Origin of the sequence: Cupriavidus alkaliphilus (assembly GCF_900094595.1) — a bacterium.
GTDB classification, from domain to species: Bacteria; Pseudomonadota; Gammaproteobacteria; order Burkholderiales; family Burkholderiaceae; genus Cupriavidus; species Cupriavidus alkaliphilus.
The window spans coordinates 368,204-383,537 of the sequence record NZ_FMAD01000004.1 but is presented as its reverse complement, the minus strand read 5'-3'; the positions used below and the strand labels follow the sequence as shown (position 1 = coordinate 383,537).

Genomic DNA, 15,334 nt, shown 5'->3' with positions numbered 1-15,334 from the left:
GCCGTGGCTAATCCCGCGAAGATGCGTTTTTTCGCCGAAGGGCCGGAGGGTGGCTCCGCCCCGCATGGACTCACGTGGCCGTTACTCCGCCGAAATCTTCGCCCGCTTGACCACCTCGCCATAGCGCTGCAGCCTATCAGCCATCATGCGCTCGAATGCGGCCGGTGCCATGTCTTCCGGCGGCACCACGCCGCGTGAGCGCAGTGTGGCCTGCATGGCGGGATCTGTGGCGGCCTTGCGCACGGCCTGGTAGATCTTCTGCACAACCGGCTGAGGCGTGCCGGCCGGTGCCGCGAGGCCGGTCCAAGAGCTCAGGTTCAGTTCCGGATGGCCGAGTTCGGCCAGCGTAGGCACGTCGGGCAGTTGTTCGAGCCGTTGTTCTGAGGCTACCGCCAGGGCGCGTACCTTTCCGTCCTTGATGTGCGGGAGCATGATGACGACGTTGTCGAGAATGAACTGCACCTCGCTGCTCAGCACCGCGGTAATCAACTGCGAGCCACCGCGGTATGGGATATGTGTGGCAACAGCACCCGTGCTTGCCTTGAACATCTCGACATTGAGCTGGCCCATGCTGCCGGCACCGCCGCTGCCGTAGTCCAGCTTGCCAGGGTTCTTCTTCGAATAGGCGATGAACTCGGCAAAAGTGCGGACCGGGAGGCTGGCATGTACAACAAGCGCGTTAGGCTGGCGACCGAGAATGGCGATGTTCTCGAAGTCCTTGATCGGATCGTAGCCGATGCGCGGCTGCGTCAGCGGATTGGCAAGGTGGCTGCTTTGCGACGAGACCACTAGCGTATAGCCGTCTGGCTTGCTGCGGGCGACCGCTTGCGTCGCGACCGAGCCGCCCGCACCCGGACGGTTATCGACAACGACCGGCACGCCGAGAATGCGCGATAGCGGCTCCGAATACTGCCGCGCCATGATGTCGACCGAACCACCAGGCGGAAACGGGACCACCAGCGTGATGGGCCGGGCAGGCCAGCTGTCCTGTGCCATGGCGCCAATCGGTGCGGCGGCGGCAAGAGTGGCGGCGCTCAGGCCAAAAGCAATGATGCTACGGCGGGAAAAGGGCAGGTTCTGCATGATGGCAAAGGCTGGATGGATCAGGGATTCCGGCGATGGCGGGACATGCCGCTCATTGCATGCCGAGGATGGCGAGCGCCAGGGCCTGCGCCCGCGGCACGAAGGTTGAAAGCTCGCAGTACTCGCGCTCGGTATGGGGATGGCCGCCCACCGGGCCGGTTCCGCACAGCGTAGGCGTGCCGACGGAGCTGGTCAGGCCGCTGTCGGCCGCGCCCCCGGTGAATTCGCCGGCGACCGCAAAGCCAACCCGCTCGGCGCTGCGCTGGTAGAGCGCCAGCAGCGCGTCCGGGGTAGTCGCCATCGGCATGGTCCGGCGCATATCGGTGATGCTGCCGCGCGTACGAGGGATCGATTCGGCTTCGATGATCTCGCGGATGCGGCCATACAGCGCCTCCATATCGGTTTCGGCGGTGAAGCGCACGTCGAGCTGCGCCTTCGCGTGTGGCGCCACCATGTTCGGCACGATCCCACCTTGCACGCAACCGACATTGGTCGTGACGCCCGATGCGGCATCGGTCAGCGCGTGCAGTGCCAGGACCTTGCGCGCCAACGCGTCGATTGCGCTGGCGCCATGGGCGTGATTGATGCCCGAATGCGCGGCCACGCCCTCGACCTCGAACTCGACCACCATCGAGCCTTTGCGGCCCGTCACGAGATTTCCGCTGACGCGGCCCGGCTCGGCATTGAAGACCGCGCGCACTTCCCGTGCGACCGTCATGATGCGGTCGCGTGTGGCGGGCGAGCCGATCTCCTCGTCGCACGAGAAGAATAGCCGCACAGGAGGCGCGTTCCGGCCCAGCCGTACGAGCGCTTCAGCAACGAACACATTGAGCACCAGGCCGGATTTCATGTCGGCCACGCCGGGGCCATAGGCACGCCCGCCTTCAACGCGGAACGGGCGCTCGGCCGCCGTACCCACGGGATGCACCGTATCCATATGCCCCATCAACAAGACCGGCAGGCCGTCACCAGAACCGGGGACTTGTGCGTCGAGGCAAACGCCGTATCCAGGGACTGTATGGAAGCGCACAGGAACGCCCGCGGCTTCCAGGTGGGTACCAAGCGTCTCGGCCACGGCTTGCACGCCGGCTTCATGGCGGCTGCTGCTGTCGATATCCACGATTTGCTGCAGCAAATCCTGCATTGCCTGATTCTGGCTCTGCAGCCAGTCGAGCAGCGCATCGGTGCCGGGGGCAGTTTCTTCAAGTTGCATAGGTTTCCTCTTCCCAACCAGGGAGGAACGATGGACTGCAGTGAAACGGCGATGAAATCAATATTGCAGTGATGATATAATCATGCAATGAGCATTGCACGGTGTCAACATGACGAATACCCGCAACGAAACTGTCGGCGACACGCTGCTCGACCGACTGGCGCGCGAAGCCGCTACGCTGACGGCACGCGAGCGCGAACTGGCCGATGCTTTGACGCGAGGCTATCCGCACGTGCTGCTGGAATCCGCAACGGCACTGGCCGCACAGCACGGCACCAGCGCGTCGACGGTGGTAAGGTTGTTTGCCAAGCTGGGCTATGCAAGCTATGCAGAGGCTCAGCGCGAGGCACGAGCCAACGTAACCGCGACGCTGCCGACTGCGGGCCAGCGCGCGCCGGCGCTGATTGGAGGCAAGCGCGACATGCGCGCCTGCCTCGACGACGCCTTCATGCACGACCAGCACAACCTGACGGCGACGCACGAATCGCTGGATTTCGCCGCCTTTGAGGCGATTGCGCGCCTGTTGGCCGGCGGAAAAGGGCGGGTGTTTATCCTCGCCCAAAAGAACAGCGCTCCAGTCAGCGCCTGGTTGGCCCTGCATCTGAACATGTGCCGGCCGAACGTCCAGGAACTAGGCGCAGGCGCCGTGACGGCCACCGACGCCATGTTATGGGTCGAGCCGGAAGACGTGTTGCTGACGTTCAGCATTCGCCGCTATTCCAGTGCGCCGGTCGCCATCGCAAGGGCATTTCGAGAGATGGGCGCCCGCGTCGTGGCCATCTGCGACAGCCCTGCCGCACCGCTCGTGCCACTGGCAAATCACCACCTGCTGGTGCGCACGACCAATGCGTCGCCGTTCGATTCCTACACTGCGTCGTTTTTCCTGTGCAATGCGCTGGTGTCGGCGGTCGCACAACTCCGCCAGCCGGCCGTTATTGATGCCTTGCAGCGCCGCGATGCGCTATGGCAGGCATTTGAGACGGATCCGATAGACGGATTGCGCAAGAAATAATCTGCCTGGGTGGAATGGACTCGAGGCTCGCAGATGGGCCGCCGCGGTCAATGATGGTCGGTCTCGGCCCTCCTTCTGTCGGGAAGCGGCCTTCCTGGCGTCAAGGGCAACTACCGACCCTTCTCTGTCGTTCCACGTGGGCCGCAGTAGCGGCCGCTATCGTGTGTAAAGCGGCCTTTGCCTACCCCGCGCGGACGGCTTTTGCGTTCATGCAATGGCCTTGCCCATCAGTCGTCCACGCATCATCCATAGGTTGCTCAGGGCGAGCGAACAGCGCATGCACCTGCTGCGTGTTTTTCATCGTGCGCGGCGATGAACATGGCGACGGCCGACCGGCAATAGGATTCGATTTCGTTGTCGTCCTCTGCTCTCGCCTCGTCGAAGCGGGCGATAAGCAGGAGATCGGATCCTTTGAAAAGCGCGGCAAACAAGCGGGCCGACTGGCGAGCATCGGGTACGTTCAGAATCGCTTTCGCGTGCAACTGACGCAACACCGCCTCGATTTGGGCGATGACATGGGCGGGCCCTGCTTCGTAATGGAGCTTGCTTAACGACTTTTGGTTCGTCTTGTCGGCCAAAACCATGGCTTCGACACTGCGGACGTCCGGGCTCAACAGCGTGCGAAGCAGGGATGACCCCACCGCCATGAGCTGATCTTCGGCTGAACCGTCGACGCCTTCAAAAAGAGCCTGCGGTGCAAACTGCTCGCAGCGGGCCGTCATGGCCGCGCTGAACAGCGCCTCCTTGTTCTCGAAGTGCCGATAGATGCTTAGCTTGGATATCTTCGCCCGCTGGGCGACCTTGTCCATGGTCGTCGCTTGAAAACCCAGTTCCACGAAGAGTTCGCAGGCGGTGTCGACTATCGTTTGGCGAAGCGCCTCGTTGGCGGGCCGACCGCGCCGGCTCTGGCTGTTTTCGGTCACGTCAATTCCAGTACTTGACAGTATTCAAATTCTTGTACTACGATACCACGGAGTATCGTAAATGTGCAAGCCAAGGGTAGGTTCCAACCGGTTGTCCAATTCAGCTTTCCCCTGGCCGCCTTGCGATAACGAATGCGGCATTGTCCGGCCGGTCAATAGCCATGGGCAACAATCCCGCCAATGCCGAAGCCTTGCTCGCTGACCGTCTCAAGCGCTTATCTCCGGACGTTCTTGCGCACTAGGCCCAGTCACTTCTCCATCTACAACACGGAGCCCAGCACCATGAATGACGTCATCATCATCGGCGGCAGCTTTGCCGGCCTCGCCGCCGCCCTGCAGCTGGGCCGTGCCCGCCGCAAAGTCACCGTTCTCGATACCGGCCGGCCGCGCAACCGCTTTGCCGGCCACTCGCATGGCCTGCTCGGCCACGATCACAAGCCGCCGATGGACATCCTAGTCGAGGCGCGGCAGCAGCTCGCGCGCTATCCAACGATCAGCCTGGTCAATGCTCGGGCCGAGAGCGTGTCTGGCGCCATCGGCGATTTCTGCGTCGTCACTGACGATAACGAAAGCCTTGGGGCGCGCCGCCTGATCCTGAGCTATGGCATCGCCGACCAGATGCCTGATGTTCCGGGCTTTGCCGAAAGCTGGGGCACATCCATCGTGCCCTGCCCCTATTGCGACGGTTTTGAAGTCGCCGGCCAGCATTGGGGCCTCGTCTGGTCCGGCCCACAGTCGCACCAGTCTGCCAGGCTGTTCCGCGATTGGACTGACAAGTTGACTGTCTTCGCCGATGGTCATGACATTGCGGCCGATATCCAGGCCGATCTGGCCCGCCGCAACATACCTGTCGTCGATGGCCGGATCGTCGAGATCGCCCATCACAAGGGCCATATCACCACGGTCAATCTCGATACCCGCCGCAATGTCGCGGTCGACGTCCTGTTCGCCCATCCGCGCAACCAACCGTCAGCAAGCCTGCATGAATCATTGGGTCTTGCCACGGTCGATACGCCCACTGGCATCGTCCTCAAAGTCGACGAGCGCCGCCAAACCAGCATCCCCGGCATCTACGCCGCTGGCGACCTCGCCACGCCCTTCTTGCCCTCGGTCACCCAAGCATCATCGCAGGGCGCGATGGCGGGTATCTTCGCCCAGCAGTCGATGGTTGTTTGAGAGCACAGACTCCTTTCTCCCGTTTGCGTCGTCGCCTTCGAAAAGGTTGGCGTAGATCGGCGCGGTGAAGGACGAATCGTCGAGTCAAGGAGATGACATGGCAGAGCAAAGTGCCGATCAGGTCGGTGGCTGGAACGGTCAAAGCGCGGAACGCTGGGTTGCCAACCAGGCCCGGCTCGACGCTATGGTGGCGGTGTTCGGCCAGGCCGCGATGGAAGCCGCCGCACCTGCGACGGGTGAGCGCGTGCTGGACATCGGCTGCGGCGCGGGCGCGTCGAGTCTGGCTCTCGCAGCCCGCGTCGGCGCAGGGGGCCAAGTGCTGGGCGTGGATATATCCGAACCGCTGATCGGCCGGGCGCGCGCGCTTGCGCAACGGGATACGCCGGCCCTGTTTCAGGTGGCCGACGCCAGCAGCGCAGAGCTGCCCGAGGCCGCGTTCGACATCCTGTTCTCGCGTTTCGGGGTGATGTTCTTCGACGACCCGATAGCGGCGTTCGCACACATGCGACGCGCGCTCCGGCCCGGCGGGCGGGTCGCTTTCGTCTGCTGGCGCGGCGCGGCCGAGAACGATTGGGTGCGCCTGCCGATGGGCGCGCTCAAGGGCATCGTCCCGCCGATCGCGCTGCCCGATCCCGAAGCGCCCGGCCCGTTTTCCTTCGGCGACCCGGGGCGCGTGGCACGCATCCTGACGGCGGCTGGCTTCACCGATATTGCTATCGACCCCTTCGACGCTGCCGTCCCGTTCGGCGAGGGCGGGACGCGGGACGCTGCGATCGACGACGCGGTGACGATGACACTCGAGGTCGGCCCGTTGTCGCGTGCGCTCGCTGATCAGCCCGACGACATCCGCGCCCGCGCCTCGGCCGCAGTTCGTGCCGCCTTCGCGGGCCTCCCCGGCGAGCGGTCGGTGATGATCAACGGCGCGGCGTGGATCGTCATGGCACGCAATCCGGTAAGCTGACAGGGATTAAACAGGGAGACGCCCCCGCTCGGTGGAGTGGGGCGTTTTTGGCCGGCCAAATTGATGTCCCTGCAAGCTTGGAAGCCACCATTAGTGAGCTAGAGGCTCGATGGCACGGTACAGGCCGCTTTTGGCCGGTCTCGACCCGCTGGTCATTTGGGGCCGGACTCTGCAGCGCCAGAAGAGACTTCCGACCCGTCTCTGCCGTCCAGCGACTCAACGCCGAACTGCCGGAGTGGCAATCACGCCGGTGCGTGGCTCCATCGCCATCCCTTTATTGTTATTCGACTTCGCCGCTATCGGTATCGCCAACTTCAGCGTCCTTCTCGTGGCGCATCGCCGCGGTGGTCAAGGCGGCCACTTCCGCTGGCGCGGCGTCCTTGCGCTCGCTGTAGCGGTCCGTCAGGTAGTCACTGCGATCTCGCACCAGCAGCGTGAACTTGTACAGTTCCTCCATGACGTCGACCACTCGGTCATAGTAGGACGATGGCTTCATGCGGCCATTCGCGTCAAATTCCTGGTATGCCTTGGCGACTGACGACTGGTTCGGGATCGTCACCATGCGCATCCATCGCCCAAGCACGCGCAGTGCATTTACCGCGTTGAAGGATTGAGAGCCACCGCAGACTTGCATCACAGCGAGCGTGCGTCCCTGTGTCGGCCGAATGCTGCCCATTTCCAACGGTAGCCAGTCGATCTGGTTCTTGAAGACTGCAGTTAGCGTTCCGTGTCGCTCGGGGCTGCACCACACCTGGCCTTCAGACCACTGCGAGAGCTTGCGCAACTCGACCACCTTGGGATGGTCCGCCGGAACACTGTCGCACATTGGCAGGCCATGTGGATCGAACACGCGGGTCTGCGCGCCGAAATGCTGCAGTATCCGTTCGGCTTCGTGCACGAGCAGGCGGCTGTATGATGACTCTCGCAGCGACCCATAGAGCAGCAAGATACGTGGCGGATGCGTGCTGATCCGTGGCGGCTCCAGCTTGGTCAGGTCCGGTGTGTCGAGCACTGCGGAGACGACATTGGGCAAGTCCACGGTCATTCGACCCTCCGGCCTTGTGCGTCGACGACGATCTCGCCATCCTCTTTGGAAAATGCGCGTTGCTGTGGCGAAGGCAGAATCTCGAGCACGACTTCCGAGGGCCGGCACAGCCGTACGCCAAGCTCCGTTTTGACAAACGGCCGGTTGATCAGGATCGGCTGAGCCAGCATCGCATCGAGTAATTGATCATCGCTGAACGCCGGATCGGAGAGACCCAGTTCGCTGAACGGTGTGCCCTTCTCGCGGATGGCCTGGCGAACCGTGAGCCGGGCTTGGCGGATCATGTCCTGCAATTCGGCGCGAGAGGGAGGGTTGGTCAGGTATTCGATGACTAGTGGCTCGATTCCGGCATTGCGGATCATCGCCAGCGTGTTGCGGGATGTGCCGCACTCAGGATTGTGGTAGATGGTGATGGACATAGTGTTTCTCGGGTGCTCTGCCTCAGAATCAGTCGACCTGATGCTCACCAGAAGACTCAATCACATTGGGATGATCACGGCGCACGCGGCGTGGCTCGAGCATCCGATGCAGCATGAGTCCGATCGCGGCACCTGCGCATTGAGCCAGCACGAATCCCGGTACGCTGCCCGGTACAATACCGGCGAAGCTGTCGCTGAACATCCGCCCAAACGCCGCCGCCGGATTGGCAAACGACGTGGACGCGGTGAACCAGTAGGCAGCACCGATATACGCCGCCACCATGGCGGAAGCCCGACCGTTCGGTGCGCGCAGGATCACCAGAAGGAGACCGGCGGTTGCAACGGTCTCTGCAATCCATTGCCCCGGACCACTACGGACCTTGGCGGAGAACTGCAGGATTGTCATGTCGAACATGGCATGAGCCAGCCACGCTCCCAGGACCGCGCCGATAAGTTGTGCGGCGATATACGGAACCAGTGCGGCGCCAGGCAGTTCTCCTTGCACCACCATGACCGAACTGACCACCGGGTTGAAATGGGCGCCGCTGATCGGACCGAAGACTTCAATCAGGATGTACAGGCCACCGACGGTTGCCGCCGTATTGGCCAGGAGTGCCACAGCGACATTGCCGCCTGCAAGCCGCTCGGCCATGATGCCCGAGCCGATGACGATGGCAAGCAGCAGGGCTGTTCCAAGCGTTTCGGCGGCCAATCTGTTGCGTAAATCGATCATGGCCTCAGCTCTTCGAGATACGGTCGAGGTGCTCCCGCAACTCGGCGTTGCTCATCGAGTCCAGCGGCAGCATCAGCAGTTGCATCATCCGATAGCCGATGGCCTGCCGCGTCAACTCGAAGGCTTGGCGCTTCCCTTCATCACCGCCTGGCGCATTGGAGGGATCGACATATCCCCAATGCACCTTGACTGGGCTTCCCGGCCAGTACGGGCATTCTTCGGCCGCCGCGCTGTCGCAGACAGTGATGACAATGCGCATCTCAGGGGCACCGTCGCCAGTGAACTCATCCCAGCTCTTGCTGCGATAACCGCTGACGTCCACGCCGGCGTTGCCAAGCGCCTCGATGGCTAACGGGTTGATCCGTCCGCTGGGGGCGCTTCCGGCACTATAGGCGCGCACGTCTCGGCCGAATTGTTGGGCCAGATGGTTCAACATCCCTTCGCTCAGCACGCTGCGGGCTGAATTATGGGTACAGAGGATCAATACGTTCGTCGTCATGGGGCGCTGCGAAACAAGAATGAATGCGGATTGGAAAACGTGTCAGCGCTTTCCGATGTCCTGGACAGCCTTCTGAAGCGCGACTGCGTCCAGCTTGGGAAAAGGCAATGACAGGAATAGTTCGATACGGCGCTTGAGCGAAATGGTTGCGTCGTTGATGGCCTGCTGCTTCTGGGCTTCCGTTCCCTCGCAGGCAGCCGGATCGGGGACGCCCCAATGCGCTGTCATGGGCTGGCCAGGCCACACGGGGCAGACCTCACCTGCTGCCTTGTCACATACCGTGAAGACGAAATCGAGTTGTGGCGCACCGTCCTGCGAGAATTCATCCCAGCTCTTGCTGCGAAAAGCCGTTGTATCCAGTCCGTGTCGCGCCAGCGCCGCCAACGCCAGCGGATTTACCACGCCGGTCGGATGGCTACCGGCGGAATACGCCCGGAAGCGCCCCTTGCCCAGATGGTTCATCAGCCCTTCCGACAAAATCGAACGTGCCGAATTGCCCGTGCAGATGAACAGCACATCGCTCATGGAGCACCATTAGCAGCAGGAGGACTTCGAGTTGACCGCAATGCCGAGCGGCTTGCCCTTCGGAGCACGAGGGGCGCAACAGGCCGATTCCTGACCAGACGCGTCGGCTTTTCGGGATTCGCCGTACACCGCCACATTGCCGAGGGTGTGAAAGTGCTCCCATGCAATGCCTTGCGGATCCGTGACCCAGTACTTCTCGCTTCGCGCATAGCAGCAGGTGGTTTCGCCCTCGTCGAGCAGCGCCATGTCGGCGGTTTCGGCGCGCTGCTTCAGTTCGGCCAACTCGCCTGCATCGTCTGTTTGAAACCCGAGATGGTCGACGCCGGTCTCCGCACCGCGCGCCGAAATCGCGAAATTCACGCGAGGATCCTCCAGCATCCATTTCGCGTAGTCTTCTTTCACGACAGTGGGTTCGGCTGCGAAGAGGGCCGAGTAATAGCGGATGCTCGCGGTCAGGTCGGCGACGCTGACGTGGACATGGAAGCGTTTCATGATTTTGGCTCGGAGGCGACGGAGCAGTTGGACACAGGAGAGCACGGATTGCCGCTGCAGCAGTTCTCCGTGAGATAACCCAGCAATGCGTTCATGGTCTCGAACCGAGCCGTATAGATGATGGAGCGTCCAACCTGGCGGCTGGAAAGCAGGCCCGCGCGGTGCAATTCTTTGAGGTGGAAGGACAGCGAGGACGCCGGCATGTCCATCAGTTCGGCGACCCGACCAGCCGGCAGTCCTTGCGGACCGGCCTGGACCAGCATCCTGAACACGGATAAGCGGATCGAATGAGCGAGCGCGGCAAGCGCTTCAAGGGCGTGATTGGTTTCCATGATTCGAATATAGTCGAATCATGGAACTCTGAGAAGTGAATTCTTTATGACAAGTACGAGGGAATATGTGATTTTATCGACACATTGCGTGGTAGAGTGGCAATGACTGGTGCGTGGCAGAGACTCGGCCGAATGCGGTCGTTGCGAGACCGTTTCCCCGATGGCAGAAGTCGGCCGGCAAGCGACCGCTCGCCGGCCGTGATGTCATCAAACTTCGGTCTGCTCCGCCATCTCAAGAGCGTCGTCGACCTCGATGCCAAGATACCAATTTATGACCATAGCGGACGTCTGCGTCAGGTTGTTGTTTTGCTGGAGCGCTTGAAGAGGTGAAGGACCTCGTTTTGTTCGTTCCCGACGATAACTGTCCAGCCCAGCAAAGTCCCCTTGTTACACAGCCATTAGTTGAGGGCGCGCATTCCAGCCGAGCCAAGTTTTGCAAGCATCTTCAGATTCTCCCATCGTCCTCTTGGTCGCTGGGATTCAAGAAGAGGTCGGCCGCCTTCCTGCATTGGGCTACATTTTCCCCCTTGCATGACAATGAATTCTTGATTGCGCGCGAAAAGGCCGTCACACGTTTCTAAGAAATCAGCATCTTCATAATGCACGCTGAACTCGGCACTGGCTTTCACGTTAGCTCCAGGAACTAGGCGCTCCTGATTGTCATCGCAACAAACTTCGGCCATGGTGGTGGAGAGCGGACGCCTATCGACCGGCGATGCCGAAGACGAGCATCGATATCATCCACCGTGCCTCAGCCGCCATGGTGCGACCCTACTTGCAATGACTTTGAATAACGTGCCGGACATTGCGACGACGTGAGTTCGAGGGCGGTTCATCCAAACGGCATACTGCGGCGACCTGCCGCTCCCCAGCCCCTCCAGAAGCGCCGTCGAACCGGGCGTGGAACTCGGGCCTGGATCTGGTCTGACAGGGCGGCCGATACCTGTTCGGGTGCTGATTGAGACCCATGGCGCCTAAAGTTCTGGCAAGGCAGCCGTTTGTTCGCGACGCCCGCCATCAGCCCGCTGCGCCAGCGCATGATTGAAGACATGCGGATGCGCAAGCCCCAGTTCACCGCCGGAACCACAGCAGCGACAGACCGCAGGCCAGGACCAGCAGTGGGACCGAGGCCGCTGCCAGCAAGGCACTGATCTCGATTTCCTTGCGCTCCAGCGCGAAACGGGCGCTCAGTTGGCGATACACCTGCGTCAGGTCCGCAGCCGAGCCAGCCTGGAAGTACTCGCCGTCAGTGAGCGTCGCGACCTCGCGCAACGTGGGTTCATCCAGGGAGTCAGAGAGGCTCGACACTGCCGCACCCTCGTCCCGCGGCGTACCAAAGCCCACGGTATAGACGCGCACACCGCGCTGGGCGGCCATGCGCGCGGCGTCCAGAGGGTCCGGACCAGTGGTGCGGCGACCATCGCTGAGCAGGATCACTGCACCGTGCCGATAAGAACCGGGCTGCGCCGACGGCTGCTCCTGCTCGCGCTTGCGGACGGCCGCCGCCGCGGCGGCCTCTGTCCGGGATCTGCCGCCGGGCCCGGGGGCGAGCGACTCGCCGCTGAAGAGGATTGCTTCCAGGTCGATGCCATCGTCGGGGAACAACACCGCCAGCGCCTGGATCAATCCGCTGCCGGTCGCCGTGCCGTGCTGGAGTTGGAAGCGATCGATCGCGTCGAGCATGTCGTGCCGGTTGTCGGTGGGGGGAAGCACCACGGTCGCCGTGGCGGCAAAAGAGACAATGCCCAGGCGCACGCTGGCCGGCAGGCCGAGGATGAGATCCCGCGCAGCCTGCTGGGCGGCGCTGATCCGGGCGGGCGCGACATCGGTCGCCGCCATGCTGCGGGAGGTATCCATGGCCAGTACCAATGTGACAGTGTCGGTCGGCAGCGTGATGGTCGCGATAGGACGGGCGCAAGCCAGCAGGGCTGCGCCCAGCGCGAGCAGGAAGAGTAGCGGCGGGATGTGACGCCGCAGTCGTTGATTGCGACCCAGCACGGCGCGCGGCAGCGCAAGACTGGCATACAACAGGGCGATTTTCTTGCGCCGCGCAATCAGGTACAGGTAAGCGGCTGCCAGCAGGGGAAGCGAGAGCAGCAGCCAGAGCATTTGCGGCCAGAGAAACTGCATGCCCTGCTCCTTGGCGTGTGGTAAGCCGACGGTACTGCATTTTCCATGTCGGGACGGGACCTCGAGGGCTGCGATGAGATGGGGAGAGCCCGGTTCACGCCTGTAGTTTAGCTACGGCGTACCGGGCTGATGCCTATGGCGTGAGGACGACGCTGCGGAATTGCTTGCGGGCGGGCGGCACATCCTTGCACACGCGCTTGCCGTACCGCACGTCGCCGTCGTCAGAGAGGATGCGGACAGCCGTCGTGCCCGACAGCTCAAACATGCCCTCGGGCTTCACATCGGCGATGGCGTCCGTACCGAATGCCACGGGCGTATCCGTGCTGGCGCCAGATCACCGGTACAGCGCAAACGTCCCATCGTCGGCCACCGGCCCGGCGGCGATCACGTATTCCTTGCCCACCCGCTCGATTCCGTGCCCGGTCTGCTAACCCTGCCCTGTGCCCGCCCACCCCGATTAGCAGCGGACGACGACGGGCCTCCATCCTCCAACTGGCGCGAGCGGCTACCGAACGGCCGGATGCCGGCACCCCCGCATGATGCTTCCGGCCATACCTGGCATCATCCCGACGCCGTGCTGTTCGCGATTACCAAGAATGGGCTGGTAGCCGGGGTGACGGCTCCGGAGGGGTATGTCAGCGATATGCCGGCATTCGGGCAATTGCTGTCCGACCAAGACATCGTCGCCGTGCTGGCGTATATCAAAAGTACCTGGCCTCGGAAAATGGCTGCGGCGCAGCGGGAAGTTACGGAAGCGCAAGGCCGTTGATGCCCGTCGGCAGTGCAGCGATGGGCTGGACGTGGGAAGCGGGGTCTCGGCCACAGGTTGGTCAAGGCTGCAGGTGCACTTGGTCGGTTGCTGTGATGTGCTTGTCGATCGGCCGAGATCACTCGACTGTTGCCACTCGGTCTAGAAAGGAGATGACCGGAAACGGCGCGCAAGACCTGACGACGTTTCGTAAGCTAGCCAAGCGATGGATCAGACAAGCGGAGCCGGTTCCTTTCGGGCCACTGCATCGTCTGCATCGGATGTGAACATGCGGCTGCCCCTTTCACCAACACTTTCCCATGACCCTCGTCCGCCTTCCCAAAAACATACTTGCGCTAGCTGCGGTCTGCCTGACCTCGCTGATGTTTGGTCTCGAAATATCCAGTGTCCCCACGGCCCTCTCGACCATTGAAAATGTGCTGAACACCGATTTCAGCCAGATTCAATGGATCATGAACGCCTATACACTTGCCTGCACCACGGTGCTGATGGCGACTGGGGCGCTGGCGGACCGCTTCGGACGCAAGCGCATTTATGTGGCCAGCATCGTGCTGTTCGGGCTCACGTCCCTGGGCTGCGGGCTCGCGCAAAGCGCGCCGGTCCTGATCGCCAGTCGGTTTCTTCAGGGAATTGCCGGCGGCGCCATGCTGATCTGCCAAGTGGCAGTGCTTTCGCATCAATTCCCGGAAGGGACGGAACGCAGCAAGGCATTCGGCGCCTGGGGAATCATCTTCGGCATTGGCCTTGGCTTTGGTCCGATTATCGGCGGCCTGATCGTCGCAGTTGCCAACTGGCAGTGGGTCTTCCTGGTTCATTCGCCGGTTGCTATCGTTGCACTGGCTCTGGTCCTGGCCGGCGTACAGGAATCCTGCGACCCAAATGCGCAACATCTGGACGTTCTTGGCATCCTGACTCTTTCCGTGTCGTGTTTCGGGCTCGTCTACTTCATCACGCAAGGCCCGGATCTCGGATATTCCAGTCCCACCGCATTGAGTATCGTCTCCGCGACGGTATTGAGCTTCATTGCATTTGTCTTTGTCGAGATGCGCAGCTCTCGACCCATGTTCGACTTTTCGGTGTTCCAGATCCGCTCGTTCTCGGGCGCGCTGTTCGGATCAATCGGCATGAACTTCAGCTACTGGCCGTTCATGATCTACCTGCCGATCTATTTTCAGGACGCCCTTGGCTATACGAGCGTGACCGCCGGACTGTCGCTGCTCGCCTATACGGTACCGACGCTTGTCGTGCCACCGGTTGCAGAGCGACTTGCATTCAGGTTTGAGGCGCGCAGGGTCATTCCGCTCGGCATGTTCACCATCGGCCTTGGCTTCCTGCTGATGATGTTTGGCGCACGCGCGGAGGACGCTAGTTGGCTCACAATGCTGCCGGGTTGCCTGTTGTGCGGAACGGGGCTGGGCCTGACCAATACACCGGTCACCAATACAGCCATGGGTTCAGTCTCGCCAAACCGCGCAGGCATGGCGTCGGGTATTGATATGAGCGCGAGACTGATCAGCCTGGCGATCAATATCGCGCTGATGGGCCTTATTCTTCTCGAGGGCGTGCATGCGTATCTCACGCGCGCACTTTCCAGTTTTCTAGAAACGTCATCGCTTCGTTTGCTCGCAGCACAGGTAGCCGGAGGCAATATCGGGCATCTGGCGCAGAGCGGTGCTGAAATTGCGGCAGTCGACCCGCACGGTGTGATCGTTCATGAGGCTCTCGTACACGGCTTCGGGTTCGTGATGCTGTACGGGGCGATCGGTGCGTGGGCTTTCGCCCTGCTCAGTGTCGCAGTGTTTGACGCTGGCACGCGCGCACATCGCCAGGCACCTGCAGTGGATAACGGTTTCCGCCATCCCAGCCCGTAGAGCAATCATCGGAGCGGAGAAGGTCAGCGGCTCACCAGCAAGTTCAAACTTCACTTGCCCGCAAAGGCAGGCCCCCTGGTACGACGACGCTCGCCGATTCATTTGGAGTCACGAAGACTTACATGAATAGTGGTTCCGCGCATCGCTCATC

The 15,334-nt window shown here is 62.0% G+C and carries 16 protein-coding genes and 2 pseudogenes; 5 read left to right on the top strand and 13 right to left on the bottom strand.

Translation table 11 applies throughout. The features are described 5' to 3' along the window. Positions 1–81 precede the first annotated feature (81 nt). Complete coding sequence (locus GA0116996_RS11125) at positions 82–1,083, bottom strand: Bug family tripartite tricarboxylate transporter substrate binding protein (protein ID WP_092310731.1); 1,002 nt, start codon at positions 1,081–1,083, stop codon at positions 82–84. 52 nt (positions 1,084–1,135) lie between these two features. After that, on the bottom strand, positions 1,136–2,296 hold the full coding sequence (locus tag GA0116996_RS11120; RefSeq protein WP_092310729.1) for a M20 family metallopeptidase: 1,161 nt from the start codon (positions 2,294–2,296) through the stop codon (positions 1,136–1,138). Between the two features lie 109 nt (positions 2,297–2,405). On the opposite strand from GA0116996_RS11120, the gene GA0116996_RS11115 reads away from it, so the two are divergent. Continuing rightward, positions 2,406–3,308 (top strand): MurR/RpiR family transcriptional regulator, encoded by a 903-nt coding sequence (locus GA0116996_RS11115; protein WP_092310726.1) that lies wholly within the window; start codon positions 2,406–2,408, stop codon positions 3,306–3,308. A 302-nt stretch (positions 3,309–3,610) separates the two neighbouring features. Here the strand turns inward: GA0116996_RS11115 and GA0116996_RS11110 are convergent. Then, positions 3,611–4,231: pseudogene (locus GA0116996_RS11110) on the bottom strand (TetR/AcrR family transcriptional regulator); the annotation flags it as partial. Positions 4,232–4,513: 282 nt separating this feature from the next. Here GA0116996_RS11110 and GA0116996_RS11105 point away from each other — a divergent pair. After that, positions 4,514–5,407, top strand: a complete 894-nt coding sequence (locus GA0116996_RS11105) for an NAD(P)/FAD-dependent oxidoreductase (RefSeq protein WP_092310720.1) — start codon at positions 4,514–4,516, stop codon at positions 5,405–5,407. Between the two features lie 97 nt (positions 5,408–5,504). Further along, the gene (locus tag GA0116996_RS11100) at positions 5,505–6,368 is read left to right on the top strand and encodes a class I SAM-dependent methyltransferase (protein WP_092310718.1); all 864 of its coding nucleotides are present in this window, start codon (positions 5,505–5,507) and stop codon (positions 6,366–6,368) included. A gap of 280 nt (positions 6,369–6,648) precedes the next feature. Here the strand turns inward: GA0116996_RS11100 and arsH are convergent, their stop codons facing one another. From arsH to GA0116996_RS28260, 10 genes are all read right to left on the bottom strand, one after another. Next, on the bottom strand, positions 6,649–7,413 hold the full coding sequence (arsH, locus tag GA0116996_RS11095; RefSeq protein WP_092310715.1) for an arsenical resistance protein ArsH: 765 nt from the start codon (positions 7,411–7,413) through the stop codon (positions 6,649–6,651). After that, on the bottom strand, positions 7,410–7,832 hold the full coding sequence (gene arsC / locus GA0116996_RS11090) for an arsenate reductase (glutaredoxin) (protein ID WP_092310712.1): 423 nt from the start codon (positions 7,830–7,832) through the stop codon (positions 7,410–7,412). The genes arsH and arsC overlap by 4 nt, the downstream gene beginning before the upstream one ends. A 28-nt stretch (positions 7,833–7,860) precedes the next feature. Next, positions 7,861–8,565 (bottom strand): aquaporin, encoded by a 705-nt coding sequence (locus GA0116996_RS11085; protein ID WP_092310709.1) that lies wholly within the window; start codon positions 8,563–8,565, stop codon positions 7,861–7,863. Positions 8,566–8,569: 4 nt separating this feature from the next. Continuing rightward, positions 8,570–9,064, bottom strand: coding sequence for an arsenate reductase ArsC (locus tag GA0116996_RS11080; protein ID WP_092310705.1), 495 nt, complete (start codon positions 9,062–9,064; stop codon positions 8,570–8,572). Between the two features lie 42 nt (positions 9,065–9,106). Continuing rightward, positions 9,107–9,589, bottom strand: a complete 483-nt coding sequence (locus GA0116996_RS11075; RefSeq protein ID WP_092310702.1) for an arsenate reductase ArsC — start codon at positions 9,587–9,589, stop codon at positions 9,107–9,109. Positions 9,590–9,598: 9 nt separating this feature from the next. Further along, complete coding sequence (locus GA0116996_RS11070) at positions 9,599–10,081, bottom strand: ArsI/CadI family heavy metal resistance metalloenzyme (protein WP_092310699.1); 483 nt, start codon at positions 10,079–10,081, stop codon at positions 9,599–9,601. Further along, positions 10,078–10,413, bottom strand: a complete 336-nt coding sequence (locus tag GA0116996_RS11065) for an ArsR/SmtB family transcription factor (protein WP_092310696.1) — start codon at positions 10,411–10,413, stop codon at positions 10,078–10,080. Before GA0116996_RS11065 ends, GA0116996_RS11070 begins: the two co-directional genes overlap by 4 nt. A gap of 398 nt (positions 10,414–10,811) precedes the next feature. Beyond that, positions 10,812–11,042: a hypothetical protein gene (locus tag GA0116996_RS27965; RefSeq protein WP_133250548.1), complete on the bottom strand. Its 231-nt coding sequence runs from the start codon at positions 11,040–11,042 to the stop codon at positions 10,812–10,814. 442 nt (positions 11,043–11,484) lie between these two features. Next, positions 11,485–12,543, bottom strand: a complete 1,059-nt coding sequence (locus GA0116996_RS11060; protein ID WP_092310693.1) for a VWA domain-containing protein — start codon at positions 12,541–12,543, stop codon at positions 11,485–11,487. A gap of 133 nt (positions 12,544–12,676) precedes the next feature. Further along, entirely contained in the window at positions 12,677–12,853 is a 177-nt protein-coding gene (locus GA0116996_RS28260; RefSeq protein ID WP_167355489.1) for a hypothetical protein, read from the bottom strand. Positions 12,854–13,015: 162 nt separating this feature from the next. On the opposite strand from GA0116996_RS28260, the pseudogene GA0116996_RS11055 reads away from it, so the two are divergent. Both GA0116996_RS11055 and GA0116996_RS11050 read left to right on the top strand, forming a co-directional pair. Then, positions 13,016–13,312, top strand: a pseudogene (locus GA0116996_RS11055) (c-type cytochrome); the annotation flags it as partial. A 299-nt stretch (positions 13,313–13,611) separates the two neighbouring features. After that, entirely contained in the window at positions 13,612–15,183 is a 1,572-nt protein-coding gene (locus GA0116996_RS11050) for an MFS transporter (RefSeq protein WP_092310690.1), read from the top strand. Positions 15,184–15,334: the final 151 nt, after the last annotated feature.

What these genes read in the sequence shown, in the direction of transcription:
- GA0116996_RS11050 (WP_092310690.1), top strand. Translation starts at nt 13,612, where the DNA reads ATGACCCTCGTCCGCCTTCCCAAAAACATACTTGCGCTAGCTGCGGTC.
- GA0116996_RS11075 (WP_092310702.1), bottom strand. Translation starts at nt 9,589, where the DNA reads ATGAGCGATGTGCTGTTCATCTGCACGGGCAATTCGGCACGTTCGATT.
- GA0116996_RS11085 (WP_092310709.1), bottom strand. Translation starts at nt 8,565, where the DNA reads ATGATCGATTTACGCAACAGATTGGCCGCCGAAACGCTTGGAACAGCC.
- GA0116996_RS11125 (WP_092310731.1), bottom strand. Translation starts at nt 1,083, where the DNA reads ATGCAGAACCTGCCCTTTTCCCGCCGTAGCATCATTGCTTTTGGCCTG.
- GA0116996_RS11080 (WP_092310705.1), bottom strand. Translation starts at nt 9,064, where the DNA reads ATGACGACGAACGTATTGATCCTCTGTACCCATAATTCAGCCCGCAGC.
- GA0116996_RS11070 (WP_092310699.1), bottom strand. Translation starts at nt 10,081, where the DNA reads ATGAAACGCTTCCATGTCCACGTCAGCGTCGCCGACCTGACCGCGAGC.
- GA0116996_RS11060 (WP_092310693.1), bottom strand. Translation starts at nt 12,543, where the DNA reads ATGCAGTTTCTCTGGCCGCAAATGCTCTGGCTGCTGCTCTCGCTTCCC.
- GA0116996_RS11065 (WP_092310696.1), bottom strand. Translation starts at nt 10,413, where the DNA reads ATGGAAACCAATCACGCCCTTGAAGCGCTTGCCGCGCTCGCTCATTCG.
- GA0116996_RS11105 (WP_092310720.1), top strand. Translation starts at nt 4,514, where the DNA reads ATGAATGACGTCATCATCATCGGCGGCAGCTTTGCCGGCCTCGCCGCC.
- GA0116996_RS11120 (WP_092310729.1), bottom strand. Translation starts at nt 2,296, where the DNA reads ATGCAACTTGAAGAAACTGCCCCCGGCACCGATGCGCTGCTCGACTGG.
- GA0116996_RS11115 (WP_092310726.1), top strand. Translation starts at nt 2,406, where the DNA reads ATGACGAATACCCGCAACGAAACTGTCGGCGACACGCTGCTCGACCGA.
- arsH (WP_092310715.1), bottom strand. Translation starts at nt 7,413, where the DNA reads ATGACCGTGGACTTGCCCAATGTCGTCTCCGCAGTGCTCGACACACCG.
- GA0116996_RS11100 (WP_092310718.1), top strand. Translation starts at nt 5,505, where the DNA reads ATGGCAGAGCAAAGTGCCGATCAGGTCGGTGGCTGGAACGGTCAAAGC.
- arsC (WP_092310712.1), bottom strand. Translation starts at nt 7,832, where the DNA reads ATGTCCATCACCATCTACCACAATCCTGAGTGCGGCACATCCCGCAAC.